Origin of the sequence: Diplocloster modestus (assembly GCF_019042245.1) — a bacterium.
GTDB lineage: Bacteria > Bacillota > Clostridia > Lachnospirales > Lachnospiraceae > Diplocloster > Diplocloster modestus.
Genome location: NZ_JAHQCX010000010.1, coordinates 1 through 25,357 on the forward strand (window position 1 = coordinate 1; position 25,357 = coordinate 25,357).

The window sequence follows — 25,357 nt, forward strand, 5'->3', positions numbered from 1 at the left end:
AAGTCTATAATTTACTGCAACTTTTAACCGCTGGTGGAATTTAGTCTTGCACTGGAATTTACTTTTTCAAGTCAGCTACTTAATTTACTTCATTTACTTTTTTATAGTTTTTCTCTAAAAGGCCGACATACGGGGACAGGCCCCTTTCTCCACGCAGCTGCCGGATGGCCCGGTTCTCTTACCGAAAGGTGCCAGTCCCCTCCCATTAGCCGAGAATAAGAGGGCCCATCGTAAAGCAGGGCTGAGAGGGAGCGGGCGTACCCGGCCGGCATCCGGCGGCAGATCTCGTGGGGACAAATCACTTGAGGCCGGGCCTTAGAACGACTTACGCAGAAGGCGGGAGAACCTCGCAGGGCCCGGAACACTGTCCGAGCCGCTTTTTGGCGAGTTTGTTCCGGGCCCTGCCAATAAGAGGTTCTCCCGCCTTCGTAGTTAGTCGTTCTTAGGTCCGGCCGAAGTGATTTGTCCCCACGAGATCTGCCGCCGGATGCCGGCCGGGTACGCCCGTTCCCTCTCAGCCCGGCCCTCCCAAGCCCGGCCCTCCCAAGCCCCGGCCCTCTTACATCTGCAGCAACCGGTCCACCTGGACCAGTCCCCATCCCTGCTGCTCCCTGGCCAGGCCCAGATCCTCGGAATATTCCCGCAGCCGAAGCTTTACCTCCACATTGGTCATATCCGGGTATTTGGAAAGCAATAGCGCAATACAGCCTGATACCACCGGGGTAGCCATAGACGTGCCGCTTTTGGATGAATAAAAAGGCCGCCCCCGCCGGATACAGGCGGCATTACAGGATACGATATTCGATCCGGGCGCCACCACATCCGGCTTCTTCACACAGGACATGGTCGGACCGCGGCCGGAATAATTATAACGCCGGTTTCCGAATACATCCACATATTGCTGGTCGTCGGAAGAACCGATGGTGATCACCTTCCGGCTGATGCCGGGCGTCGTGATACTCTGGGGCTTCGGCCCGTTATTCCCGGCCGCCACGCATACGACCAGCCCGTTGTCCCAGGCCTTATCCACCCCCCTGACCAGCGCAGATTCCTCGCCGGTCCCCTCTTTTGGTTTTGTACCTACAGATATATTAATAATACGGATATTATACTCTTCTTTATGGGCGATCACCCAGTCCAGGGCTGTCAGCACATCCTTGGAATTACCATTTCCCTTCTGATCCAGCACTTTTATGGAGATTAGCTGGCATTCCGGGGCAATTCCCCTATATTTTCCATTGGAAGCCTGACCGCTGCCGCCGATGATACCGGCTACGTGGGTGCCATGACCGTTATCATCATAGGGTCTTGTCTTTTGATGCAAAACATCATAAAAACCCATAATCCGGCCCTGCAGATCCGGATGCGGATTGACACCCGTATCCAGGATCGCAACGCCGATTCCCTGTCCCAGAACGTGCTGCCTGTATGCACTTTCACATCCCAGCAAATTTCTGACTCGATTCACAAGATAATTCCCTCTTGATTCTTTTCTATTACAATATTCAGATCAAGGGAAAAAGTTCTTTATTCCGCCGCACGCAGCCGTTCCACCAGGCTGGCCTTCTCGATATTTTTAAAGCAAATGCAGGGAACGATGACCGCGAACAGCAGCAGTACCGGCGTACACAGGACCAGAGGCATGATGGTAAACTGGAAAGTGCTGCTCCAGCTGGAAGCCACCATCACGCGCACCCCGATCCCAACGGCCAGCGTTCCGATCAGGTAAGAAGCGGCAAGGGTCAGCACCGCGTAATCCAGTCCTTCAAATATCAACATTTTCCGAAGCTGTTTCGTCGTCATCCCCACGCTCTGGATCATGGCAAACTCTTTCTTTCTGGACACGATGGCCGTTACCATGGAATTGATAAAATTCAAAATACCGACAAACGCGATAATCACGCTGACTGCCATTCCGGTGATAACCGTGGACATGGTCTCCGACTGGTACTGTTCGGCCAATGTTGCTTTGGATATGATCGGAAGGTTTTTATCGGTATTCTTGCGGTAGTCCTCCAGGAATTTTTCCGCATCGGCCTGATTTTCTTTTGCCACATTAAAGAAATATTTGCATAAGCTGCTGTCCGGGAATAGGCTGTGGTTCCTTTTTGCCTTCCGTATCATAACCGCCCGCAATCACATAATCGCCGGACCTGAACTTCTCCGCGTCAAAGGTACCCTCCAATACATAGGCATCTTCTGTGAGCATTTCCGGCAGGAAACCGTCGATTCCAAAGACGATAGCCTTCACTTTCTTTTGCTTCTTCGCGTCATTATAGCTCTCGATCCAGTACGGATCATATTCCATGGCCTCATAGCGATACTTATTCTCCCGCTCAAAATACGATTCGATTCTGTCCAGCACATCCGGGGTCAGCGCCAGATCTGCCTTCTGCGCGTAGAGTGCGGCCGTATCCTGCAGGCCGTTAAGCTTTCCGATCTGTCCGATCAGCTGCTTGGACAGCGTCAGGCCGTATGGGTTAAAGGCGGCAGACATAGCGCCCAAAGAAAGATCCTCCACCGTAAAGTCGCTGATTGCCTGGCTTCTCATGTATTTATCAAGGTCAAAACTTTTATTTTTTGCAAAAATGCAGCAGAGCAGCACCATACCAAGGGTCAGGGAACAGATGACCGTAGCCGTACGTTTTTTATTTCTGCCCAGATTCGAAAGAGCCATACGGAATAAGGAAGCTCCCTTTTTCGTCTTCCTGGTTTCCGGGCCGTGGACCAGGGCATCGGAATAATTCATCGCTTCCACCGGAGAGATTTTTCCCGCTGCCTTCGCAGGCTTGCGGCAGGAGATACGGACCGTCACCCAGGCAAATACGGCTGCTCCCAAAAAGATCAACGGGCTCGTGGATACGAATGGACGTTCACTTAAGATCAGAACCGGTACCAAAAGGCTTCCAAGCCCATAGCCCAGCAAAAGCCCGATCGGTATTCCCCACAGACAGAGCCGGCCGGCCTGGGCATACAGCAGTTTTCGTATCTGTTTTCCAGTCGTTCCCAGCGTTTTGAGTTTCCCGTAAAATTGAATGTCGTTAACGACCGAGATCTGGAAAATATTATAGATAATCAGATACCCGCTGACAAATACCAGGATCATGCCAAGCAGCATGGGAATCAGTTCTGAAAGCCCGGTAAATCTCAATTGCGGGTCGTAGGCCCAGTTAATCCCATATGGGAGGTCCGGAACATTCAGGTCGGAAAGTATCTGCTGCGCGGCCTCTTCCAGGTTCGATGCATCCTTTACCATGACGCTTAACATATGGGTGCCGCCCACCTGGTTTTGTGCGATCCGCCCGGCTATATCGGCTCCGGCATATTTGTCCGCTGTGAACTGCCTGGATACAAATGCCATGCTGGCCAAAGAAGAAGCATTTCCTTCCCAATATCCGCAGAGCACGAATTCCTGCCCGGTAAGCGCTTCGCTGTACAGGTCATCCCGCCAGTGAAGCGTAACCTTCTGACCCAGTTCATGGGGAAGCCCCATCACATCCAGAATAGCGGTATCCAGGGCGATATCATATTCTCCTGCAGGCATGGTACCGGTTGTCGGTATGGCATAGGAGTATGTTGCATAGGCATCGTCCGCGTAGCGGATCTCCACCTGGCGGTTTTTAAGACCCTCATCCTCGGCGATACCGATGACAATACTTTCTCCCCAGCTGGTAATCTCCGGGTGGGTTTTAATAAGATCCGCCTGATCCCCAGTCAAATATTTAAAAGATATATGGTCATAGGTCCCTGCCTGCCTGAAATTCATCTGTCTTATATTTTCCATCATACTCTCGGATAGAACAAACAGGGAGGTAAACATCACCGTGGTCAGGACAATCGCCAGGATCGTCACCAGATTCCGGCCTCGGTTGGCGCGGTAGCTGGCTTTTGCCAATGTTTTTAGCATCTTTACGTTCAACCTCGCCACCCCCTACTCAAAGATCCGGCCGTCTTCAATCCGGACGCTCCTGTCTGTCAGCTCCGCGATGTCATTGTTGTGGGTAATCATTACAATGGTCTGGTGAAATTCTTTTCCGGTCATTTTCAAAAGACCGATCACATCGTCACTGGTCCTGCTGTCCAGATTCCCGGTCGGTTCGTCGGCCAGAACGATGGAGGGCTTGGACGCCAGCGCCCGCGCGATCGCCACCCGCTGCTGCTGTCCGCCGGACAGGTGATTCGGCATATGGTACAGTTTCTCATTTAGCCCTAACAAAGTTACAATCCGGTCGATAAAATCCTCATCCGGTTCGCGTGCATCCATAGATAACGGAAACACGATATTTTCCCATACGTTCAGAACCGGAATCAGATTGTAATTCTGGAAAATAAAACCGATCTGTTTTCTTCGGAATATGGTAAGCTGCTCCTCGTCCAGACCGGTCAGCTCAGTTCCTCCTACGATTACACTGCAGTCGCTTGGATGATCCAGACCGCCCAGCATGTTTAAAAGCGTCGATTTTCCGCTTCCGGAGGTTCCGACGATGGCCGTAAAACTTCCTTTTCCAATGGAAAGGTCAATACCGTCCAGGGCTTTTACCACCGTTTCCCCGGTTCCATAATATTTTTTCAGATCCTTCGTCCGTAAGATAGTTTCCATTTCACAGTTCTCCTCATCTCTGTTTTTCTGGAACGTCAGCTGCTTTTCAAACTCAACGAAATCCAGCTGATCTTAAACAGTCTAACCGATATCGCGCTCAGCGAAGACCGGCAGGATATAGCCTACGGCATAGCCGGACTATCCCAGCAGGCCGCAAGATTGTTTGAGATGTGGGACTATTACTCCTACACCACGCTCCTGCATGTCGCTCTTGAACAAAATAATGTAAAAGACAGCATCTCCATAATCAGCTCCATGCTCCTGGCCGCTCAGGATCCATGGAAGTATCACTCTGTCTTTTTATGATCCGGTAACACAGAAAAGGAATCCCTGCCGCTGCCACCAGCATAATCGGTGTACAGATTAACAGCGGCCATATGGAAAATCGGTACTGATATGCCCATAGATTACTGACTTTGGTAAGATACAGATACATTCCGGGACCTGCCGCCAGCAAGGCCAGCGGATATACAACAGCAAGCACCAGGCCGATCTCGCAGACACCTTCCCAGATCATCATATACAGCAGCTGTCTGTCTGACATTCCCAGTTTCAGGCAGGCCGCGAATTCCTGACTGCGGGATAAAAGTCCTGCAATCAGCGTATTGGCCAGATTAAATATGCCGATCACCCCAAAGGTCAAAGCCATCAGCGCACCGACCGCTGCACCGGAACGGATCTGCTGGTCAAAGGTTTCTTTCAGCGCTTCCCTGGACCGGATATCCAGAAACGGATCCTTCGTATTCTGGTAATCAGCAAGCCAGCGGTCAACTCTGGCGCGTTCCTCTTCCTCCACATTCAGATGGAGCTCACGAATCCCCCTCTGCGGATACAGCTGTCTGAAACTCTTCTCGGGAATAAACAGGCCCAGGGAAAAAGCGGATTCCGCGCTGTCATTGTCTGCTCTTAGATAGGCAGGTGCTATGGACAACGCCATGATTTCGAATGTCCTGCCTCCGATCTCCACCTGTTCCCCGACTTGATAATTCGGCTGTCCGCCCCCGCCCTCCACTCCCTCGGCTATGGCGTAGGCGCCGAATGCAAATAGTTCCGCGTCAAAGGTTCCGTCTATCAGCTGTTCCGGCCTGGCCAGCAATTCCGTATAGCTGCTGTCTATGCCATAGACCATACCGATGCAGGTATGATTCTTCCGCATATTTTCGTAGGCTTTCGTCCAGTAAACATCGGATTCCATCTCCCTTAAACGCCAGCCCCCCTCTGACTCAAAATAATTCGTCAGCCTGCTGTAGACATGCTCCCCCAGGTCCAGCCATTCTTCCTGTTTATAGAGCGCTCCTTTGCGGCTGACTCCCGGCAGCGCTTCCACCTGCCGGATCAAAGACGGTTCCAGATCACGGCTGATATTGGCCCCGTCCGCGCCGGCTCCCTCTACAGACAATGTATAATCCGAAAAAGTGATAAAATGAAGATAAATATCGTGATCCGCGCTTATATATTGGACATAGACACAGCTCAGCAAAATGAAAGCCAGCGACAGCGAGGCAATCACAACCGCAGTTCTTCTCTTGCTGCGGGCCAGATGGTAAACAGCCATTCTCCTGGGCGTTATCCTCTTTTTCCTATCATCTTCCCCCACTTGATTTCCTGTACCAATCGATATCGGGAAAAATTTATTTTTCTCCTTCTTTCTTTCGAATCCCGACAGTTCCATATAGCGGACGGCTAGTGCCGGTGATATGCCAGCCGTGATCCGGGCCGGCCGGAAGCTGGAAACGAATACGGTCAGAAGGGACAGCACTCCTGCCGCGGCTATCGCTTTCAGACTCACAATCATCCCAATCGGGATTTTAGAAAAGTTCAGGATTTCATGTTCAAAAACCACAGCCCCGCCGATTCCCAGGGCCGCGCCAGCCGGTATACCCAGCCCGCAGACGGCAAGCGCCAGCCCATACCAGATCACACGGACCTGTCTGGGTGTCATTCCCAGGGTTATGAGCTTCCCATAAAAACGAATATCCGCGTCCACCCCGATCCGGAAAATATTATAAATGATCAGGAAGCCGCAGACAAATACAGGAATAAAACTTAAGAAATAGGGAAACAATTCCGGCAGCTGGCTTACCAGAAATTGCCGGTACATTTCTTCCGTTGCATGCATATCATGGATGCAATAATCACGGACACTGCCCACCAGGCTCTGTATTATGACGGACAACACGGTAAATAACGCCATCGTCAATGCCACGCTTAAGACAGCCATCAGATTTCTGCCCTTATGGAACCTGAATTCCCTCCTGACCAGCCGCCAGCATACGGACAGGTTATTGTTCCGGAACATTCCCGTTTCCTCCTGATGATATGATTTTCCCATCTTCAATACGGATCAGTCTGTCCGCCATCTGGGCTATGTCCTCATTGTGGGTGATCATAACCAGTGTCTGATGGAAGCGATCCGCCATACTCTTGAGCAGTCCCATCACATCCTGGCTGGTCCTGCTGTCCAGATTCCCGGTTGGCTCATCTGCCAGAACGATAGCCGGCTTTACCGCCAGGGCTCTGGCGATCGCCGTTCTCTGCTGCTGGCCGCCGGACAGTTCATGGGGAAAAGCTGTGAGCCTGTCCTCAAGTTTCAACATCTCCACAATCTCACCGACCATCCTCCGGTCGATGCAGCTGTGATCCAGATCCAGCGGAATTGTAGGCCGCCATAGCGATATATCCGTCCGCCTGCAGTTCAAAGCACAGTCCGGCACTTAAGGCCAGATCATCTTCCACGATCAGTATTTTTTCCTTCATCCATCTATCCTTTATTTGTCTTTTTTCCTTTATCTTTTATTCCTTTATCTTTTATTCCTTTATCTTTCATCCCTTTATCTGTAGACTGCAGGCCAATTGTTAGGCATATCCCATATCTTTCAGCATCTGTCCCAGGACCCGAAGCCGCTCTCCGATCATCTCGCCATCGTCGCTCAGCGTCTGGGAAAACAGGCGGATATCTTCATCGATCATCGGATTCTCCGTACACACCGCCACCGTCATGGCATCCCCCTGCAGGCCCACCCGGTCAATCGTGGTATGCGCTGAATCGTATAGCTTCGGATAGCGGTAAGCCTCCTGGAAATACTGCATGGTTCTGCAGATCAGAATAGACAGATCAAGTACCCGGTGCATCGGCAGTTCCTCCGACTGGCGGGACCATTTTTCTCCGGTATAGCGCCAGACCTTGGCTGAAATGTCCACTTTTCCTCTGTCGTTCCACTGGGCCAACCCCAGTGACAGCCCTTTGGCATCAGTGTGATACGCTTTTCTCCCATCGATATTTTCATAGTTTTCCGATACGATGACCGGTTTATGTTTTAAGGTTACCGGTATTTTCATATTATAATTCCTCCGCTTTCTCAAGTTTGCTTATCCATTTTAGCTGTAATTCCTGGAGTTCTTTTGTGTAGTCCATCTTGTTCTCCTCTTTTTCATCGTAAGGCAGTTGTTCCAGGACTTTCATTTCAAAGGCCTGTTCTCCATATTCCTTCCAGTCCGCCAGCATTCTGCGGTTTGGATGAAATCCTGAACTCACTTTAAAATAATGCCCATTCATCTTTCCTTTCAGATCCTGGGCGTATCCCACGTAATGTTTTCCATTCCCGGAACAGGAAATGGCGAACACCCCCATATCCGGCTTACGTAATTTATATTCCATTTGAAGTTCTTTCTTTCTGGATTTATCCATCGCTGCTTGCTCCTTTCCCATTTTCAGAGATCTTGTTCACTACTAATTTAGTAATTTACTAAATTAGTAGCATCATATCTGTTTCTCTCTTATTTGTCAAGTGGAACCGGCGGGTATCCAGCTGTACATATTTACGGGCAACTGGGAGGGGACTGGCATCTTTCGGCAGTAACGCTAAATCTTCAAACAACAACGTGGAGAAAGGGGCCTGTCCCCGGATGCCGGTCCATTCGAAGAAATAAAGAGCCTGTTTCCCCGGAGGTGGGACTATTCCAGTCGACATCCGGGGACAGGCCCCTTTCTCTACGCAGTTGCTTGAAGATGTAACGTTACTACCGAAAGATGCCAGTCCCCTCCCAATCTTGACTGCCGGCTTTCGGATATATCGCTGACTTCAGGCCAGCAGCGAGGCTATATAAACCACTCCCACCGCAATCATAATCTGGATGATTGCGAACCGATATACCGTCTGGGTATTTGACCATCCCCACACCTTCCTGACATGATCGTGCAGCGGTGTCCTGACATTTTTCAGGATTTTAATTTTCAGGAACCGAAGGAGGGAGACTTTTAAGAGCCCCAGTCCCCCGTCCAGGATCAGTACCAGTGCCAGCAGTATATACAGGAAAGGACTTCCCATCTTCAGCACTGCGATACTGATAAATAATCCCATGGCCCGGGATCCCGCATCTCCCATCATCAGCTTGCTGGGAGCCGCGTTAAACCACAGGTATCCCAGCAGACAGATTACAAACAGAAGAATCAGATAATTATAGTTTTCATCCATCCCTTTCATCCGGTCCAGCACATAGATGGAAAGGAGGGTAACGATCGTCAGCGTTCCGGACAGTCCGTCCACTCCATCCGAACAGTTGGTCACGTTCACCGATACCCACACCAGAATTACAATGAGAATACCGAACACCACCGGGGGAATCGTTAGGCTGGTCTGAAACAACATCAGTTCAACCGTATTGCTGTTAAAATTCAGAAATGTCACAGCCACCATTACCGCAATGATCAGATCCAGCAGGCCCTTTTTATACTCTCCCCACGGCGCCTTCGAGCAGTCATCCAGAAAACCAGTCATCATGGCGGCGGCCACCAGAATCAGATAGATCACCATTTCCCGCTCGATTCCGATAAACAGCAGCGCGGACACCAGGAACACCAGAATAAATAAAAAGCCGGCCCCTCTCGGTTTCCCTGCGGACAGCTTGCCATCATGGGCGTATTCCCTGCCCTGGTCCGTGGGCAGCAGGCCGCTGAATTTCTGAAGTAAAAAGCAGGTAGCGGCAAACGCAAACACTATTCCGAAAAATGCCGCCAGCCGGATATCGATCTTATCTCCCAAATATGTAATCATCCTCTTTTTCTCCCTTTTCCTTATAAATTCACTAGCTTCAGTCGAAGACGGTTACCCAGTCCGGATCCTGGCTGGCCAGAAAGCATAATCTTACCTGCTCGGCGGTGTTTTTCTCATCTGCCAGATCCGGCAGCTCGTCCGGTCCGAAGAATCGGCTTTCCTGCGTCTCGATATTTTCCACAAACTGTCCTTCTACAATCTCACACTGCACAAACGCTTTCAGTATACCGTAAGCATAGGGAGGCGTATTGTGGAGGTTCCGGTCCTGGACCGCGATCAGCCGGCTGGGAACCACACAAAGCCCCGCCTCCTCTTCCACTTCCTTCACCGTGTTTGTCCGGATGGACTGATTCACATCCACCCATCCGCCCGGCATGGACCAGGTACCGTCCCGCTCTTTTACAAGAAGAATCCTGCCGTCCTGGAAGATCGCCGCGCGGGTATCCATCTTCGGCGTCTGGAATCCCGTCTCATTACAGAATAAATCTTTCACCTTAGCAAGCGGGACTCCCGACTGCATATGAAGTATCTCCGCAGCGATCTCCCTGATCCTGGCAAACCGCTCCAGGTCAAAAGGATCCCTGGAATAGGTGATTCCCGCCTGCCCGATGAACTGCAGTTCGATCGCCCAGGACAGCCACCGTTGTCTGTCCCACACCTGCGGGTCGGTATCCAGAAGATTCAGGATATCGAACGGCTGTATAAAATAGTAATCCGCTTTTGTATGCCGTACCGAAGAACATCCCCACAGCGCCAGACCGGATTTTCTTCCCGCCGCACGCAAAGCAGGCATGTCCTCCGCCCGGTTGGATACGCACAGGACCCGGCCAGGCTCTATTCCCTGAGGGATCTCCTCCGTCGAATATACAGTCGGATATCCTGTCCGCGTAAGCTCCTTAAGAAGTTCATCCATTCGGTAATAAGGCTTTCCTCCCTCCTGCATCACACAAGCTTTATCCAAACATATAATATCAAAATTCATATTTTCCTCCTTGCACTCGTACGTGTTTTAGTTTATCACAAAGCGTTCCCTGTGAAAACAGCCTTTTCAAAGAATCTGATGATCCGGGTCAGCATTTAAAATATCCTGATATTCCGATACGATACCTAAAACCTATCATAAATAGAAATAAAAAATTATTTTAAATTTTGTAAACATAATCAAGCCCACCTACATATTATGAAGTGTAAACAAAATATTTGTTGGAGGAACAAAACATGAGTGATTTAGCTGCTACAAACTGCGGATGTGGATGCGAAGGAAACGTAGGCTTCGGAGGCAATAGCTGCTGGTGGATCATCATCCTGCTGTTCTGCTGTGGCGGAATGGGCAATGGTGGCGGTGGCTGCAATGGCGGCTGCAACGGCGGCTTCGGCGGCGACTGCTGCTGGATTATCATCCTGTTACTCTTCTGCTGCGGCGGCAATAGCTGTGGTGGAAACAACATCGGATGCTGCTAATCAGTTAAAAAGAGTTTCGCTTGCGAAACTCTCCGCCTGCGGCGGGCCGCGTAAGCGGCATCTTCCTTTCCGCCGCAGTGCGATCCCCCGGAGGGTATTTTTATTCCATAGGCGCACTTTCCTATTGAATAAAAAAAGGTATTCCTGCTTTCGCAGGAATACCTTTTTAATTTCTCCGGGAACCGCTTTCTCTTTGCCTTGAGATCTCCTGCTGTTTTAACTCCTCTTCCAGCCTTTGTTTTTTACGGCAGATGCATTCCTCATCCAGCTCATATACAGCGGTCCCATCTATTATTAATTGGTCCATGTCAAACTCCTCTTTATTATCATATAATACATTATATTATATGATTACCCGGGAAATCGGTCATATCTTTTAGGCCTGGCACATATACATTTTTAAACAAGACCTTAGGAGGTCTCCATGGAAGAAAATGAAAGACTCACAATGACGGCCCTGGACGCCCAGGTCTCACCGCGGCATCTGCAGATGATCAAGGCGGCTATTCCCTATGTACATTTAACGGAACAGCGCTTTCTTTCTATTTATGTTAAATTTCTGGAATTTAAAAATACGATGGATTTCTTCAACGTAGACGATGAACAGCTGCAGGCATGTTCTCTGAACGCAGATTCATCCGATCCCCTGAATATGCTGAATGACATCCGCCCCTTCTGCACGGATTCCGAACGGGAAACCATGGATATGCTGCTCAATGTATTTCAGGCTATGAACTTATACCAGGCATACCAATCGTCCACCTCATCCTCCGGAGAAAATGCGGGCCCTGCAAACTCTATGGATGCCTTAAAATCCATGCTCTCTCCGGAACAACAGGCAATGTTCGATACATACTCAGCCATGCTGGGTAATATGGCCTAAGGCCTTTCAAAATTATGATAAGCCACAAGGAGGTTCCTATGTCAGAAGAAAACTTAACCAACAACCCGAAGCTCAACGGAATAGACCCGGCCAAGCTTCAGATGCTGATGGCCCTGGCCAATCAGGGAAAAGGAAAAGGGATGAACGAAATGGCTCCCTTTATGATGGCCGCCATGTCACAGGCCCAGAACAGCGGCATGTCTTTCAACAACAATGAGATGGACCTGATTATCGAAGCCCTGAAAATGGGGAAATCCCCGGAAGAACAAAAGCAAATCGATTATGTTAAAAATATGGCTGCCATGATGGCCCCTAAAAAGCCCTGATGGAGTCGTCCGGGTCAAGCTAAAAAGCCGGCAGAATTCTGCCGGCATACAAATTGGACTCTTTGAAACGGCGGGGAGTCCGGTGAGTTCCGCGTAACGTAACTCACCGGACTCCCCGCCGGATTTGTTTTAGCTTCGTATCGGAACCCAGAACTGTATATCGCTCAGGCCATTTTCATCTGCTGCTTCCCCGTATTTTACCAGGTCATAACGGTTATTCTCGTTGAAATGACAGGTGGAATGGGGAAACCATTCCTGATATATATATTCCACAATGGGTTGGAAACTATCTTCTGTTTTTCCGCGGAAGGAAAAGACCACATAGGTACTCGGAGGTAACGTGAAGCATCGCATTCCTTCGGGTATTCTGGTGAAGGTATCTACCTGTGCGGCGGCAATATAGTTGAAGTCGGGGTTTTCGCAGCTTTGTTCCTGGGATGAATAGTCATCGATGCCGATTAGATACGCAGGATCAGTTCTGCTGCATATTTTGCTTTTATTTTTGTGCAGGATTCTCCAGCATTTTCCAATTACCCGGAATCCCTTTTTAGTACTTTCCCTATATCCCACCAGCTTTATCTGACCGGAGTTTATTATTTTAACGTCCTGTATCCGGTCTGCACGCAGCTCCTCCCGTCTTTGGACGTCATATTTTAATTGCAGGGGAAGAAAATCTTTGCGCTTTCTAAAAACGGCAGGGCTATCCTTATACAGGTTTTTGAATCCCCTCGAAAAAGAGCGTTGAGAATCATAGCCCGAGCACAGGGCAATCTCCAATATGGGCCTGTCTGTAGCGACCAACAGACGAGCCGCTTCTGTTAATCTTCTCCTCTGTATATAATTGTGAATCGGAAAACCCACAACGGCTGCGAACATCCGATGCAGATGGTATTTTGAATATCCGCTTTCTGCGGAAATGCTATCCAGATCTAATCTCTCATCAAAAAGATGTTTCTCAATAAAATCCAGAATCCCTTCGATCTCCTGCAGGTTATTTTTCATGGGACACCTCCTTTTAATAACATAGCACAATAACAAGATAAATGTTTCACATTTCTTGCTAAATCGAATCGAATGCATTAAAATGATAGGTTTTCGTCCCAATTCCTATTAGAAACTATTTCCCCTCAGCAAAAATCCCGCAGACCATTTTCTGAATCAGTTCAGCCATCTCCTGATGCCCTTTCAGGGTATAGTGGATTCCATCCTGCTCGTTTAGTTCCACCTGCCCCTCAGGATTCAGGTAGTGAATCTGATACTGCCGGGCGATGCGCTCATAGTAAGACGCCAGTTCACGGCTCTTGGTTACCGCCCCCTGGAGCATCCGGTCCAGGTCGCGGTTTCCCACGCTGCGGATCGGGACCGGGGTAATCAAAAGAATCTCCGGGGCGGCTTGGTTCCGGCCGGCCTCCGATTTTAAAATTGTTTTAACCAGGTTTTCCATGGCGGAGCCCACGTCAAAGCTGGAGACGGAGAAACGAAGCTTTAAATCGTTGGTGCCTAACATCAGGATCACCAGATCCAGAGGTTTATGGCTTTCCAGACAGGGAAGCAGGTAGGTCTTACCGTTTTTATGCTCCTCCACCGGGTCATCCCAGACGGTCGTACGGCCGCCCAGGCCTTCCTCGATGACGTAGTATTCGCTTCCTAAACGTTCCTGGAGGATTCCGGTCCAGCGCTCATGCCTCTCGTAACGGCTTACCAGGTCGGATTTCAGTCCGTAGGTGTTGGAATCCCCATAACACAGTATATTTTTCATGGTACATGGTTCCTTTCTGTTCCGTATTATTCTCAGGCGGATTTTACCTTTTTGATGCGGTCCGTGTTGGTAAATACGTCAAAGGCTACCGCCAGGATCAGGACCAGGCCTTTTACCACCTGCTGATAGTATTCGCCGATGTTCATAATGGTCAGTCCGTTGCTTAAGACACCGATGATCAGCGCGCCGATGAAGGCGCCGGAGATCTTGCCCTTCCCGCCGTTAATGCTGACGCCGCCGATGACGACCGCGGTAACCACATCCATTTCCATGCTGGTTCCGGAAGCTGGTGCGCCGGAGCTGACACGGGCCATCAGGGTCACACCGGCGATGCCGGCCAGAAACGCGCTGGCGGAATAGAGAGACACTTTAATTTTATCGACAGCGACACCGGCCAGCCTGGCGGCTTCCTCATTGCCTCCGATGGCATACACGTATCTGCCGTAGTAGGTGCGGTTCAAGATGAATGCGGCAATGATGACGATGACCAGCATAGTGATGACCGGAATGGGAATAGCCCCTACATAGCCCTGTCCCAGCGTAACGACGCCTTCGGGAATGTCATAGATGGGAAGCCCGCCGGAGATGATAAAGGCCAGGCCTCTGGCTACGGTCATCATGCCCAGGGTAATGACGATGGCGGCTACATGGAGCTTCACGATCAGCATTCCCGTGATCGTTCCGAATAAGGTTAAAATAACCAGTGTCAGAAGGATAGCCAGCACACTGTTCATCTGGTATTCCACCAGGAACTTGGCACAGACCACGCCGGTCAGCCCCAACAGGGAACCAACGGTTAAGTCCATGCCGCCGGAGATGATGACGAAGGTCATACCGGCGGAGAGGATTCCCAGGACTGCTACCTGGCGCAGGATATTGATCATATTTTTGGCTGCAAAGAACGTATCTGTCATGACGGCAAAAAAGATAACCATAATGAACAGTAATATAATGGTACTGAATTGTTTTAAAATATTTTTGCTCATATTTTCCTCCTTGCGTGCGTATTTCAGCACATATAGGTATACTTTGTCATCAATTCTTTCCTGAGGCCAGCTCCAGAATCTTCGTCTGCGTCGCTTCCTCTTTGGATAACTCACCTGTCACTTCCCCCTCATGCATGACCAGAATCCGGTCGGACATGCCTAACAGCTCCGGCATTTCCGAGGATATCATAATAATCGCCATTCCGTCCTTTGCCAGCTGGTTCATCAGCATGTAGATCTCCTGTTTGGCACCCACATCGATCCCACGGGTGGGCTCGTCAAAGATCAGGATATCCGATTTGCTGGCCATGGATTTGGCTAATACTACTTTCTGCTGGTTTCCGCCGGACAGGTTCTTAGCCAGCTGTTCCATGGAGGGTGTCTTGATTTTCAGCCTGTCAATGTAGGACTGGGCCAGATTCCGGTCGGCTTTGCGGTTTACGACAGCTGCTTTGCAGATATCCCGGATGGATATGAAGGAAATGTTGTCCCGGATACTCATCTCCAGCAGGACTCCGTGCTTCTTCCGGTCCTCAGGAATGAGGGCGATTCCGTCTCTGATTCCATCCCTTGGCTTTTTGATCTCCACTTTTTTGCCGTGGACATAGACTTCACCCGTAGATTTTGGGTCCGCACCGTAGATCGCCCGGACGGTTTCCGTCCTGCCGGCTCCCACTAGGCCCGCCAGACCCAGGATCTCTCCCTTTTTCACACTTAAGTTTACATTTTTGAGCAGAGCAGGGGTGGACAGGTTTCTGACTTCCAGCACGGTTTCTCCGATTTCTTTGTCCACCGCCGGATACTGCTGGTCATCCAGCGTGCGGCCCACCATCATGCTGATCAGCTCGGCGCGGCCGGTCTTCTGTGTCTGCCTGGTACCCACGTATTCACCGTCCCGCATGATAGTCACCCGGTCGGCGATCTGGAAGATCTCCTCCATACGATGGGATATGTATATGATCGCCACTCCTTTTTTCTTCAGCTGTTCCACGATCCGGAACATAGCTTCGATCTCCCGGTTCGTAAGCGGAGCGGACGGTTCGTCCATAATCAATACTTTTACGTCATTGGATATTGTCTTGGCGATTTCCACCAGCTGCTGGTAGGCCACGGTCAGGCTCCTGACCGGTTTTGTCACATCGATTTTGATTCCAAAGCCTTCCATGATCTCCCTGGCTTTCTGGTTCATCATTTTCCGGTTGATCGTAAGGCCTTTGGTCAGTTTATTTCCCAGAAATATATTCTCCGCAATGGATAGCTCCGGCACCAGATTGAATTCCTGGTAAATGACCCCGATACCCAGCTTCTGGGACAGGATCGGATTCATTTCTCGGTAGGATTTACCTTCATATATAATTTCTCCGGCATTGGGTCTAATGGCTCCGGAGATAACCTTGATCAGGGTGGATTTCCCGGCTCCATTCTCTCCCATCAAGGCGTGGACTTCGCCTTTATAAAATGTAACATTCATATCACTCAGCGCTTTCACACCCGGATATTCTTTCGTGATATGCTTTAATTCCAGAATTGTCTCCATATCCACTCCTCCTTCAAGAAGTTCTCTACATACTACAGGCACCGATTCCGCCGTTTTTCATTTTTATCCTCTGGTCAGCCCAAAGTACGGTGTTGAACGATCGGTGCCTGTTCTGGTGTTTTTCTTATTTGTAATCAGCGATATTGTCAGGGGTTACTGCAACCAGTTCCTGATTAAAGTCTTTCTCAAACTGTCCGCCGTCGATGACCGCGATACAGGTATCCACTAACTTCTGTCCGGTTCCGGTCGGGTTCTGGTCTACGGTGAACTGATAGATCGTTGCTTCGCTGATTTTGTTCAGCGCTTCGTCTGTGGCATCCACACCGGCGATGATGTATTTTTCCGGATCGGTCATCTGGTTCGCCTTAAATGCCTCGTATGCGCCAAGAGCCGCTCCGTCACTGACTCCGCATACGATTCTAAGTTCCGGATGTGCCTGCAGGAAGTTCTCGGTCGCGGTCATACCTTCCGTCTGATCCGCTGCAGTGGCATCCGCCACGAATTCCACATTCGGGGCATTTTCCTGAACCCCTTCCATAATTCCCACTTTTCTTTGGATAACGGATTCCAGCAGATCGTAATTTAAGGTTCCCGCTTCGATCTTCTCATCGGTTCCCCATTTATCCGCGATCCATTTTCCAACTGCAAGGCCCTGGGTATATCCCAGCTGATATTCATCCGCACCGATATATGCGTCATAGCCGTCAACTTTTGAAGTATGGCACACAACTGCGATCCCCGCGTCTTTGGCTTCTTTTACCACGGGAGCCAGAGCGGTGGGGTCTACTGCAGTTACGATGATTCCATTGACACCGGCCTGGATGAAGTTTTCAAGCGCCGCCACCTGGGTCTCAGATGAGTTGTTGGCGTCGTTGACGATCAGCTCACCGCCCACTGCGTCTACCGCTTTCTGCGCGGAGGCTACCATGTCGATGAAGAACTGTCCGGACATGGTAAGCACGGAGATGCCGATCTTATAGCTTCCGCCCTTTGCCTCGCCTTCGCCGGCCTTCGCTTCATCGCCGGCTGCGGTTGCCGCCGGCGCGGCTTCTTCTTTTCCCGCTTCCGATGCCGGTTCCTTTGCTTCTTCTTTGCTGCCGCATCCAGCCAGCATGGAAACTGCCATGGTCATGCATAATAATACGCTTAATAATTTCTTTTTCATTTCATATCCTCCTTGGATTGTTTTTGGTTTATATCAATCTCGCCTGTGGAGATTCATATCATTAATTCGTCGTGTCCCGTATGACCAGTTCCCCGTCATAAATTACCTGATGGTCGATTTCTTCCCCGTTGATTCTGGCAATGACGATCTCTCCGGCCTTTTGTCCCAGTTTCCGGATCGGCTGCGCGATCGTGGTGAGGGACGGTTCGATCAGCTCGCTTAGAGAAATATTATCGTATCCCACTACATTGATCTCTTCCGGTATCCGCACGCCTTCCCTTCTCAACTGCAGCAGGCATCCGATCGCAATCGTATCGATGGCCGCCATGATCGCGTCCGGCCGCCTGCCAAGCCTCAGATAATGCTTGGCCGCCCGTCTTCCGAGCCTGATGTAATCCGGTTCGTGCTCATGCTCGATCCGGTAGATAAATTCCTGCTTCACAGGAAGCCCGCAGTCCTTTAACCCCTGCAGGTATCCCTGATAACGCTCTTCTATGACAGCGATATCTTCCGTGTTCCGGATATACCCTATATTACGTTTGCCCCGTTCGAACAGATAATGTACCGCCTTGCGGGTACTGTTATAGCCGTCTGTCAATACATAGGAGATTCCTTCATTCTTTTGAAAGATCCGGTCCATGAAAACCACCGGTATTTTATCCGATATTTCCTGGAGATAACAGATCGTTTTTTCATTTATCTGGTAAGTATTGTAAATAATACCGTCCACATTTCTGCGAAGCAGTTCTTCAATGTACTCTTCCTCGGAATTGGAATGCCGCTCCGTATTGCAGACCAGCACCATATATCCGTGGGCCAGGGCGATATCTTCCACTCCCCGGAACATTTCACTGTAAAACATATTACTGTATTCCGGTACCAGCATCGCGATGGTTTTGGTTTTCCCGGTCCGGATTCCCTGGGCAAAATAGCTGGGGGAATAATTCAATTCCCGGATAGCCCGTTCGATTGCTGTTCTGGTCTTTTCCTTCACGGAATCCGGATGATTTAAAACCCGGGACACGGTAGATTTTGAAACCCCCGCCCGCTTCGCCACATCAAATATCGTTGCCATTGCATTCCTCTGCTCTTCTTTGTCCTGGGTCGGCTCGTTTATGGGAACATTCCCAATTTAGACTAAAAAAAAAGTTAGTAATACTGTATATATTATGAGTATTTTTATTTGGGAATGTTCCCATTTCTTATGGTTTTATCATAGCAGACACCATTTATGTTGTCAATTCCAAAATTATTTTTCATCATTTTCCCTATTTTTTAATCCGAATTCGGTTGAAATCTTTCCGATTTTTGTTCTTTTTTCACAAAATTTCACAATTTTTTGTTTTTGTCCCATCGGATTCCATCCCCCATCTCCTCCTGGAATCTTTCTCATTTTACACGGATTATCCACCGCTTAAATCAACTCATGGCACCAAAAAAGGGGCTTTAAAAAACTCGATATATTATCGATTTTAAGTAAAACAATCCCGCTAAAACCTGGATTTACCGTGGCTATGGCGGGATGTTTTTTGTTCTGAGAGGAGTTTTTTTAAAGCCCCCTCACTTTCCTAAATTACCATGGGTGTTCCTCGCACCGGGCTTTCAGGCCCGTTACTTCACCGTACTCTTTGCGCGGCTCCTAAACTCTTTCCAGGATACCCACAGCGGTCCGGCGACGCAGACAGAGGAATAGCATCCGCTGATAATCCCCACCAGCAGAGGCAGGGAAAATACCCGGATGGACTCTATGTGATAAACCAGGGAAAAGACTAACACGACCGCCACGCAGATTGCCGTGGTGACTGCGGTCTTTACCGAACGTCCGATGGTCTCCGTAATACTGCGGTCTACCAGCGCGCACAGGGATTCTTTCTTTCCGGTGTTCTGCTTTTTTATATTTTCCCGAATCCGGTCGTAGAGAACGATGGTATCATTGATGGAATAACCGATAATGGTCAGGGTCACCGCCACAAAAGCGTCGTTGACCGGTATCCGGAACACTCCAAAAACGAAGAATACCAGGATCACGTCATGAAGCAGGGCCGCGACTGCGGATACCCCGGCCGACAGTCCAGACAGGGACTGAAAACGCACCCAGATATACACGATGATAAAAAGCGCGGACAGCGCGATGGCCAGCACAGAGTTCTTAAGCGCTTTTGCCCCTATGTATGGTTCCACGGCAAAGGTTTCCGACAGCTCGTATTGGGTATCGCTTAATTGATTGATCTCCTCGGATACTTTTTTCTGATCATCCGGGCTGATTCCCTCGTTTCCGGCCAGGGTCAGCACCAGCTTCTTATCCCCGGTAGCGGAATCCTCAGATGTCTGTACACTGACCGGGCGCCCGAGGACTTTATTCGCCGATTCTTTGATCTTTTCCGTATCCGCGTCGCCTGTATACGTATATTTTAAGACAACCCCTCCGGTGAACTGGGTATCCAGCTTCACACCGTTTACCGCCGTGATCGCCCCGCCGATGAGAAGGACGCAGGCCGTAAAGAGAAAAACCCATTTTCTCTTTTCCGCGAACCGGATCATTTTCCGTTCTTTTTTCTTGCGGAAGAGTTTTTCTTTGCTGCATTTATCATAACGGATTACAGATTCCAGCATAAATCTGGACATCCAGACACCAGCCAGCAGGTTAATGATAACACCGGTAAACAGGGTATAACCAAAGCTCAGCATGGTTCCCGAACCAAAGATCATCAGGATCACCGCCACCGCCGCTGTCGTCAGATTGCCGTCCAGCACAGAGGAGAACGCGTTGTGATAACCTTTCTTCACAGCGCTTCGGATACTGGACCCGGTCTTTAGTTCCTCCCCGATCCGCTCACTGATAATAATATTGGCATCCACCGCCATGCCCACGGAGAGGATCAGTCCGGCGATACCCGGCAGCGTCAGCGTATACTGCGGTATGGATAGGGCCAGGATCTGAAGGCACATCTGAAATACCAGGGTCAGGCAGCTGATCACTCCGGGCAGCCGGTAAATGCTGATCATGAAAATAATCACCAGCAGAATCGCTACGATAGAAGCGGTTACCATTGCTTTTAAAGCCTGGCTCCCAAGTGTCGGGCTGATGGTATTATAATTGCTGGTCTCCATCGAGAACGGCAGGGCGCCGGAATTGATCTTATCCGACAAAGCCTTGGCCTCCTCATAATCCGCCATGCCGTTGATCACGGCCTGCCCTCCGCTGATCGCCTGTTTGACTTTGGGATTCGATATCATCTGTTCATCCATATAGATCCCCATCTGTTGTCCGACCAGATTCTGCGTGGCCTTTGCAAAGGCTTTCGCTCCGGTCGAATCAAACTGGAGCTCTACCTCATACTCGCCGGTCTGGGTATTCCGCGTAACGGAGCTGTCCGCTACGTTCTGCCCCTCCACCAGGACATTTCCCTGCGGGTCCCGGAAGGTTAGTTTCGCGGTCTCCCCTAATTCAGAGATCGCCTGTTCCGGATTAAATTCTTTTTCGTCGGATTTCCACGGGAAACGCACGATTATATGCCCTTCACTTTTATCGACAGTCACTTCCCGGTCCGTTATGTTCTGGGCGTCCAGCCTGCTCTCCATGACATTTCGCGCCGCTTCCATCTGTTTTTCCGATGGAACCCCGGTTACCCCAACCGGTTCAAACACCGCTTCCACTCCGCCACGGATATCAATACCAAAACGCATATCCCGGATACCTTTCACGTCACTGCCCGCTCCGAAAATAGTTAACAAAAGAAAGCCTGCAATGAGTATCATCGCAAACCATATATGATTTTTTTTATCTTTCAAGGTACGGTTCCTCCAATTTTTATTTTCCTAATAATTAATAAAATCAGATAAAAACCGCACGTTTTTTTCCATCCGACCGGTGTATGATAAAGACCTGATTCATCAGAACACATAAGAATGTAAGGCAGACAGAGCGTATCCATAGAAAAATGTTATAGATACGTCCTAACAGGAATTCCATCGACAACAGCAACAGAGCGGCCAGTAAACCGTCAAAGAAGAATTCTTCATCCCGTTGTGACAAAGGGTTTGTAATTCTCCCGTTCCCCTCCTGTTCCTGCATGCCCATTGTAATCTCCATGGGAGATACCACGGTAAATATCGGAGTTCTCTGATAACTGTAAGCAAAAATCTGCGTATCCTCCGAAACGGCAGCGTAAGTCCCCGCTTCAGAACCTGTCCCGGTTTTCACCAGGGCAAGCAGAACGAAAACCAAAACCATATAAAGAATCATGCTTCCAGACTTTTTCATAGCGTCGCATCCTTTGCCAGACATAGAGCAGTTCCGCTTCCTTAACTCTACTTACTCGTTTTATTATATTTTATTTCAAGCGGTTTTGCAAACTATTTTGGCGGTCTTTTGACCGCCGGTCTTTTTACTGGCATGCAAGGTACGCAGCACGAATCGTTCTCCCCTTTCTCCAATCAGCTTCCCAATTGACATCCCTGTTCCTATCCGCTAAGATTAAAACAGACACACGGCTCACAGATCCCGTACCCCTAAAAAACCTCATACCTAAAGGAGGACCTAATATGAGACGCTCCAGTATCCTAATACCACTCTGCCTTATCCTGGCAGCAACTGCCTGCGGCCCGGCTTCCAAAACCCCCGCCTACAGCTATGGCGGTGAGACCGAATATACCGTAGATGACCGAAGTCTGATTCTGGAGGACATACCGGCATCTGCCGCGGAAGAGACCGTAATCCTTGAATTTTTATATACAATACAGGGGGAATTCGATAAAAAGAAAGAGATCCTGGCGGATATCGAACCGCATAACATCTCCATCGATAATGAAAAAGACAATTTTAACGACGGTATTTACCTCAAGACCTACACCGTACACCAGATCGACACCTTAACTCCGGAGCAATATAAAGAGCCAAAGTCAGAGAATGGCTCCGAGAATCCTCTCTGCTACTATGGAATCGGGGATGAGATCGAACAATTTAAGCTAACCGACTATGCTGTCATCCACGTAAAATTCTCCTGGGATTATTCAGAAAAAATGTTGGAAAATGGCCCCCAATGGGGCCCCGGTGAACACGAGCGAAGCTTCCTTGTAGGAAAATCCAAAGACGATAAAAATTACAAAATCTACAGTTTCGGTATTATGTAATCCAGAACTTTAATAACTATCTAGCCTTTTCTTCCGGCTCTCAAACGGCGCAAAAACCGAATCATCACGACTCCGGCCAGTGCCGCCATAAATACTTCCGTCAGTGCCTGCGCAAAGGGAAGGCCATAAAGAGGAAATAGAAAGTTCAGAAGATACATAAACGGAATCTCCAAAACCGGTTTTCTCATGATCGCAAAGATCAGGGATTCCTTGCCCATTCCCACCGCCTGGAACGTACTCACACACAGGAAATCAATAGCCAGAAACGGCTGCGCAAGACAGAATCCCCTCAGGAAAAGGGAGCCGAAGGCCACGGTATCCGCATCCTCGATAAAGAACCGGACCAGTGGATTTGACGCAAAAAACATCACGGCCGCAGTCACGATCAGCAGACACTCCGCTATTTTCATGGTAAATCCCATGGCCGCCTTCATACGCTTCGTATTGCCGCTGGCGAAATTATAGCTGATCAGCGGCATGACGCCCTGGGCCAGCCCCATAGCCAGATACATAGGCACCATATTGATCTTAGAGCAAATGCCAATAGCAGCAAGCACGGAAGCCCCAAACGGCGCCGCCAGATTATTCAGCACCGTACTTCCTATCACATTTAACAAATTCTGAATCGCCGCCGGAATACCCACGGTACAAACGCCGAACACCACATTGCGCCGCAGCTTAAACGACCGCGGTGATATGCTGACGCAGCTTTTCCCACGCTTCACCATCAGATAAACCAAAAAATAAACAAGAGCAAAACAATTCGAGATACAGGTCGCCAGTCCCGCCCCCTCTGCCCCCATATGAAATCCCCAGGGCAGCACAAAAATAGGGTCCAGCGCGATATTCAAAAGGCAGCCGCTCATCGTACCGATACTGGCATTTACAGAAGCGCCCTCCGAACGGATCATATAGGCCATCACCACATTCAGAATAGCCGGGACCGCTCCGATCGTCACCGTCCAGTCCAGATACGCGCTGGTAGCCGTGATCGTATCCACCCCCGCTCCCAGCAGTCCTAACAGCCCGGGCCGGAACACGGTACACAACAGGGAAAACAAGATCCCGCAGATCAGCGCACCGTAAAACCCGAACGCCGAACTCAACCGGACCGTCTCTATATCTTTTCTCCCCAGAGAACGGCTCATCATACTGGAGCTGCCCACCCCGAACAGATTATTCACTGCATTAAAAGCCAGCAGCGCCGGAGCCGCCAGCGTAACCGCCGCCGTCTGCACCGGTGCATTCAGCAAGCCGACAAAATACGTATCCGCCATACTGTATATCACCGTGACCAGCGAACTGATAATCGTCGGAACCGACAACGCAGCAACTGCCCTTGGTATTGGTTCATGCTCAAAAATTGCCTCTTTTTCGACTGAAACTGCCATTTCCTCTACTCCCCTATTCTATTCCTAAACTCCTCCACATCATCACATAATGCCGCCTTGCAGCCCGTCCCCAAATACCACCAAAACAGGAGCGGACTGGAGCAGGCCGGAAGCAAAGCCCCAAAAGAAGCGGGCGCCAAATCGCTTCTTTTGGGGCTTCGCTGCCGACCTGTCCCAGCCCGCTTCTGCCCCTCCTATTATCCTCCAATCTGCACATCCAGCCCGGTAGTCTTCGCCACTTCGAACAGCTCCTGCATCCGGTCATTCTCCGGCGGCACGATATTCGGCAGCAGATACTCCCTGCTCAGCTGTCCATACTTATCCTGACCAAGTCTGTGATAGGGCAGCAGATGAATTCTCTTCACTCCAGGCAGCGAACGTGCAAACTGGGCGATCTCCAGGATCTCCTCCGGCGTATCATTGAAGGTTGGAATTACTGGAACCCGGATGATCAGATTCTGTCCTGTTTCGGCGATCTTCCTGGCGTTTTCCAGTATTCTCCCGTTACTCTGGGAGGTGTACAGCTTATGCTTCGCCTCATTGATGTGTTTGATGTCCATCAGGAATACATCCAGATACGGAAGGATCTTGTCCCGGATCATATCAAAGTCTGCAAATCCTGTGGATTCCAGCGCGGTGCTGATCCCCGCCTCTTTTGCCGCCTGAAGCAAGGCACTCGCGAAATCCGGCTGCACTAATGCTTCTCCACCGGATAATGTAAGACCTCCCCTGGAGCGCCAGAAATGAGCACGGTCTTTTAAGACCTCATCCATCACTTCCTCCACCGTCACATCCCGTCCAATGGTTTTTTCCATACCGTCCACTAGCATCGTCTCGATCTGATGACTTTGAGATTCCGGATTACAACACCACTTGCACCGCAGCGGACACCCCTTCAGGAATACAATTGTACGGATTCCCGGACCGTCGTGGATGGAAAATTTCTGGATGTCGAATATTCTGCCTGTCTGGCTGCTAATGCTTGTGTCCATCATTTTTCTCCTGTCTGCTTTCTATCTTTTCCCAGCGCTTATCTGACAGGTACTCCCTGTCTATTTTCAC

Annotated in this window: 26 protein-coding genes and 1 pseudogene; 4 read left to right on the plus strand and 23 right to left on the minus strand. The window is 49.7% G+C overall.

Going from position 1 to position 25,357, the window contains the following annotated elements:
- Nucleotides 1–559: 559 nt before the first annotated feature.
- The 11 genes and pseudogenes from KTH90_RS14585 to KTH90_RS14635 all read right to left on the minus strand — a co-directional run bounded on the left by KTH90_RS14585 (nucleotide 560) and on the right by KTH90_RS14635 (nucleotide 10,636).
- The gene (locus KTH90_RS14585) at nucleotides 560–1,468 is read right to left on the minus strand and encodes a S8 family peptidase (RefSeq protein ID WP_158355662.1); all 909 of its coding nucleotides are present in this window, start codon (nucleotides 1,466–1,468) and stop codon (nucleotides 560–562) included.
- Between the two features lie 59 nt (nucleotides 1,469–1,527).
- Nucleotides 1,528–2,124 (minus strand): FtsX-like permease family protein, encoded by a 597-nt coding sequence (locus KTH90_RS14590; RefSeq protein WP_238726989.1) that lies wholly within the window; start codon nucleotides 2,122–2,124, stop codon nucleotides 1,528–1,530.
- Entirely contained in the window at nucleotides 2,057–3,919 is a 1,863-nt protein-coding gene (locus tag KTH90_RS14595) for an ABC transporter permease (RefSeq protein WP_238726990.1), read from the minus strand. The genes KTH90_RS14590 and KTH90_RS14595 overlap by 68 nt, the downstream gene beginning before the upstream one ends.
- A 12-nt stretch (nucleotides 3,920–3,931) precedes the next feature.
- The gene (locus KTH90_RS14600; RefSeq protein ID WP_158355663.1) at nucleotides 3,932–4,600 is read right to left on the minus strand and encodes an ABC transporter ATP-binding protein; all 669 of its coding nucleotides are present in this window, start codon (nucleotides 4,598–4,600) and stop codon (nucleotides 3,932–3,934) included.
- 247 nt (nucleotides 4,601–4,847) lie between these two features.
- Complete coding sequence (locus KTH90_RS14605) at nucleotides 4,848–6,899, minus strand: ABC transporter permease (protein ID WP_238726991.1); 2,052 nt, start codon at nucleotides 6,897–6,899, stop codon at nucleotides 4,848–4,850.
- Nucleotides 6,883–7,257, minus strand: a pseudogene (locus tag KTH90_RS14610) (ABC transporter ATP-binding protein); the annotation flags it as partial. The pseudogene KTH90_RS14610 and the gene KTH90_RS14605, both read right to left, overlap by 17 nt.
- Nucleotides 7,208–7,357 carry a hypothetical protein gene (locus KTH90_RS14615; protein ID WP_238727016.1) on the minus strand — a complete coding sequence of 50 codons (150 nt, stop codon included), beginning with the start codon at nucleotides 7,355–7,357 and terminating at the stop codon, nucleotides 7,208–7,210. The gene KTH90_RS14615 and the pseudogene KTH90_RS14610, both read right to left, overlap by 50 nt.
- A gap of 99 nt (nucleotides 7,358–7,456) precedes the next feature.
- Entirely contained in the window at nucleotides 7,457–7,939 is a 483-nt protein-coding gene (locus tag KTH90_RS14620; protein ID WP_158355666.1) for a DUF6530 family protein, read from the minus strand.
- Between the two features lies 1 nt (nucleotide 7,940).
- A complete protein-coding gene (locus tag KTH90_RS14625) occupies nucleotides 7,941–8,288 on the minus strand; it encodes a GIY-YIG nuclease family protein (protein WP_238726992.1) in 348 nt (115 codons plus the stop codon).
- 394 nt (nucleotides 8,289–8,682) lie between these two features.
- Nucleotides 8,683–9,654 carry an MraY family glycosyltransferase gene (locus KTH90_RS14630; RefSeq protein ID WP_158355668.1) on the minus strand — a complete coding sequence of 324 codons (972 nt, stop codon included), beginning with the start codon at nucleotides 9,652–9,654 and terminating at the stop codon, nucleotides 8,683–8,685.
- 37 nt (nucleotides 9,655–9,691) lie between these two features.
- Complete coding sequence (locus KTH90_RS14635; RefSeq protein WP_238726993.1) at nucleotides 9,692–10,636, minus strand: NUDIX hydrolase N-terminal domain-containing protein; 945 nt, start codon at nucleotides 10,634–10,636, stop codon at nucleotides 9,692–9,694.
- A gap of 236 nt (nucleotides 10,637–10,872) precedes the next feature.
- On the opposite strand from KTH90_RS14635, the gene KTH90_RS14640 reads away from it, so the two are divergent.
- Nucleotides 10,873–11,115, plus strand: a complete 243-nt coding sequence (locus KTH90_RS14640) for a chorion class high-cysteine HCB protein 13 (RefSeq protein ID WP_158355669.1) — start codon at nucleotides 10,873–10,875, stop codon at nucleotides 11,113–11,115.
- Nucleotides 11,116–11,281: 166 nt separating this feature from the next.
- Here the strand turns inward: KTH90_RS14640 and KTH90_RS14645 are convergent, their stop codons facing one another.
- Entirely contained in the window at nucleotides 11,282–11,422 is a 141-nt protein-coding gene (locus KTH90_RS14645) for a hypothetical protein (protein WP_238726994.1), read from the minus strand.
- A gap of 117 nt (nucleotides 11,423–11,539) precedes the next feature.
- On the opposite strand from KTH90_RS14645, the gene KTH90_RS14650 reads away from it, so the two are divergent.
- Both KTH90_RS14650 and KTH90_RS14655 read left to right on the plus strand, forming a co-directional pair.
- The gene (locus KTH90_RS14650) at nucleotides 11,540–11,998 is read left to right on the plus strand and encodes a hypothetical protein (RefSeq protein ID WP_158355670.1); all 459 of its coding nucleotides are present in this window, start codon (nucleotides 11,540–11,542) and stop codon (nucleotides 11,996–11,998) included.
- Nucleotides 11,999–12,036: 38 nt separating this feature from the next.
- Nucleotides 12,037–12,324 (plus strand): hypothetical protein, encoded by a 288-nt coding sequence (locus KTH90_RS14655; RefSeq protein WP_238726995.1) that lies wholly within the window; start codon nucleotides 12,037–12,039, stop codon nucleotides 12,322–12,324.
- Between the two features lie 129 nt (nucleotides 12,325–12,453).
- Here the strand turns inward: KTH90_RS14655 and KTH90_RS14660 are convergent, their stop codons facing one another.
- The 9 genes from KTH90_RS14660 to KTH90_RS14700 all read right to left on the minus strand — a co-directional run bounded on the left by KTH90_RS14660 (nucleotide 12,454) and on the right by KTH90_RS14700 (nucleotide 22,035).
- Nucleotides 12,454–13,326, minus strand: coding sequence for a helix-turn-helix domain-containing protein (locus tag KTH90_RS14660; protein WP_158355672.1), 873 nt, complete (start codon nucleotides 13,324–13,326; stop codon nucleotides 12,454–12,456).
- 115 nt (nucleotides 13,327–13,441) lie between these two features.
- Nucleotides 13,442–14,083 carry an SGNH/GDSL hydrolase family protein gene (locus KTH90_RS14665; protein WP_158355673.1) on the minus strand — a complete coding sequence of 214 codons (642 nt, stop codon included), beginning with the start codon at nucleotides 14,081–14,083 and terminating at the stop codon, nucleotides 13,442–13,444.
- A gap of 32 nt (nucleotides 14,084–14,115) precedes the next feature.
- Nucleotides 14,116–15,069 (minus strand): ABC transporter permease, encoded by a 954-nt coding sequence (locus KTH90_RS14670; protein ID WP_158355674.1) that lies wholly within the window; start codon nucleotides 15,067–15,069, stop codon nucleotides 14,116–14,118.
- Nucleotides 15,070–15,118: 49 nt separating this feature from the next.
- Complete coding sequence (locus KTH90_RS14675; RefSeq protein ID WP_158355675.1) at nucleotides 15,119–16,606, minus strand: sugar ABC transporter ATP-binding protein; 1,488 nt, start codon at nucleotides 16,604–16,606, stop codon at nucleotides 15,119–15,121.
- Between the two features lie 124 nt (nucleotides 16,607–16,730).
- On the minus strand, nucleotides 16,731–17,771 hold the full coding sequence (locus tag KTH90_RS14680) for a sugar ABC transporter substrate-binding protein (protein ID WP_158355676.1): 1,041 nt from the start codon (nucleotides 17,769–17,771) through the stop codon (nucleotides 16,731–16,733).
- A gap of 61 nt (nucleotides 17,772–17,832) precedes the next feature.
- Nucleotides 17,833–18,846, minus strand: coding sequence for a LacI family DNA-binding transcriptional regulator (locus KTH90_RS14685; protein WP_158355677.1), 1,014 nt, complete (start codon nucleotides 18,844–18,846; stop codon nucleotides 17,833–17,835).
- 174 nt (nucleotides 18,847–19,020) lie between these two features.
- Nucleotides 19,021–19,164: a hypothetical protein gene (locus KTH90_RS14690; RefSeq protein ID WP_238726996.1), complete on the minus strand. Its 144-nt coding sequence runs from the start codon at nucleotides 19,162–19,164 to the stop codon at nucleotides 19,021–19,023.
- Between the two features lie 218 nt (nucleotides 19,165–19,382).
- Complete coding sequence (gene secD / locus KTH90_RS14695; protein ID WP_158355678.1) at nucleotides 19,383–21,563, minus strand: protein translocase subunit SecD; 2,181 nt, start codon at nucleotides 21,561–21,563, stop codon at nucleotides 19,383–19,385.
- A 43-nt stretch (nucleotides 21,564–21,606) separates the two neighbouring features.
- Nucleotides 21,607–22,035, minus strand: a complete 429-nt coding sequence (locus tag KTH90_RS14700) for a hypothetical protein (protein ID WP_158355679.1) — start codon at nucleotides 22,033–22,035, stop codon at nucleotides 21,607–21,609.
- A gap of 281 nt (nucleotides 22,036–22,316) precedes the next feature.
- Here KTH90_RS14700 and KTH90_RS14705 point away from each other — a divergent pair, with 281 nt between their 5' ends.
- On the plus strand, nucleotides 22,317–22,904 hold the full coding sequence (locus KTH90_RS14705; protein ID WP_158355680.1) for a hypothetical protein: 588 nt from the start codon (nucleotides 22,317–22,319) through the stop codon (nucleotides 22,902–22,904).
- Nucleotides 22,905–22,924: 20 nt separating this feature from the next.
- Here the strand turns inward: KTH90_RS14705 and KTH90_RS14710 are convergent, their stop codons facing one another.
- Together KTH90_RS14710 and KTH90_RS14715 are read right to left on the minus strand one after the other, a co-directional pair.
- Entirely contained in the window at nucleotides 22,925–24,295 is a 1,371-nt protein-coding gene (locus KTH90_RS14710; protein ID WP_158355681.1) for an MATE family efflux transporter, read from the minus strand.
- 197 nt (nucleotides 24,296–24,492) lie between these two features.
- Nucleotides 24,493–25,287, minus strand: a complete 795-nt coding sequence (locus KTH90_RS14715) for a glycyl-radical enzyme activating protein (protein ID WP_330656030.1) — start codon at nucleotides 25,285–25,287, stop codon at nucleotides 24,493–24,495.
- Nucleotides 25,288–25,357 lie beyond the last annotated feature (70 nt).